The organism is Paraburkholderia sp. CNPSo 3281 (assembly GCF_024206515.1).
GTDB lineage: Bacteria > Pseudomonadota > Gammaproteobacteria > Burkholderiales > Burkholderiaceae > Paraburkholderia > Paraburkholderia nodosa.
The window spans coordinates 1-1,170 of record NZ_JAMBPS010000152.1 but is presented as its reverse complement, the minus strand read 5'-3'; the positions used below and the strand labels follow the sequence as shown (position 1 = coordinate 1,170).

Genomic DNA, 1,170 nt, shown 5'->3' with positions numbered 1-1,170 from the left:
CGGACCAAGCCGCACGTGAACGTGGGCACGATCGGTCACGTTGACCACGGCAAGACCACGCTGACGGCAGCGATCACGACGGTTCTGACCGCGAAGTTCGGCGGCGAGGCGAAGGCGTACGACCAGATCGACGCAGCGCCGGAAGAAAAGGCACGTGGTATTACCATCAACACCGCGCACGTCGAGTACGAAACGGCTAACCGCCACTACGCACACGTCGACTGCCCGGGCCACGCTGACTACGTGAAGAACATGATCACGGGCGCGGCACAGATGGACGGCGCCATCCTGGTGTGCTCGGCCGCTGACGGCCCGATGCCGCAAACGCGTGAGCACATCCTGCTCGCCCGTCAGGTTGGCGTGCCTTACATCATCGTGTTCCTGAACAAGTGCGACATGGTCGACGACGCCGAGCTGCTCGAGCTGGTCGAAATGGAAGTGCGCGAGCTCCTGTCGAAGTACGACTTCCCGGGCGACGACACGCCGATCATCAAGGGTTCGGCCAAGCTGGCGCTGGAAGGCGACAAGGGCGAACTGGGTGAAGTGGCGATCATGAACCTGGCCGACGCACTGGACACGTACATCCCGACGCCGGAGCGTGCGGTTGACGGCGCGTTCCTGATGCCGGTGGAAGACGTGTTCTCGATCTCGGGTCGCGGCACGGTGGTGACGGGTCGCGTCGAGCGCGGCATCGTCAAGGTCGGCGAGGAAATCGAAATCGTCGGTATCAAGCCGACGGTGAAGACGACCTGCACGGGCGTGGAAATGTTCCGCAAGCTGCTCGACCAGGGTCAGGCAGGCGACAACGTGGGTATCCTGCTGCGCGGCACGAAGCGTGAAGACGTGGAGCGTGGCCAGGTGCTGGCCAAGCCGGGTTCGATCACGCCGCACACGCACTTCACGGCTGAAGTGTACGTGCTGAGCAAGGACGAAGGCGGCCGTCACACGCCGTTCTTCAACAACTACCGTCCGCAGTTCTACTTCCGTACGACGGACGTGACGGGCTCGATCGAGCTGCCGAAGGACAAGGAAATGGTCATGCCGGGCGACAACGTGTCGATCACGGTGAAGCTGATCGCTCCGATCGCGATGGAAGAAGGTCTGCGCTTTGCAATCCGCGAAGGTGGCCGTACCGTCGGCGCCGGCGTGGTTGCGAAGATCATCGAGTAA

General features: G+C 62.7%; 1 protein-coding gene. It reads left to right on the top strand.

Features of this window, described 5'->3' with window-relative positions:
* Positions 1 to 1,170: elongation factor Tu (gene tuf / locus M3I56_RS40585; RefSeq protein ID WP_028206510.1), on the top strand; the 1,170-nt coding region annotated here is incomplete at its 5' end.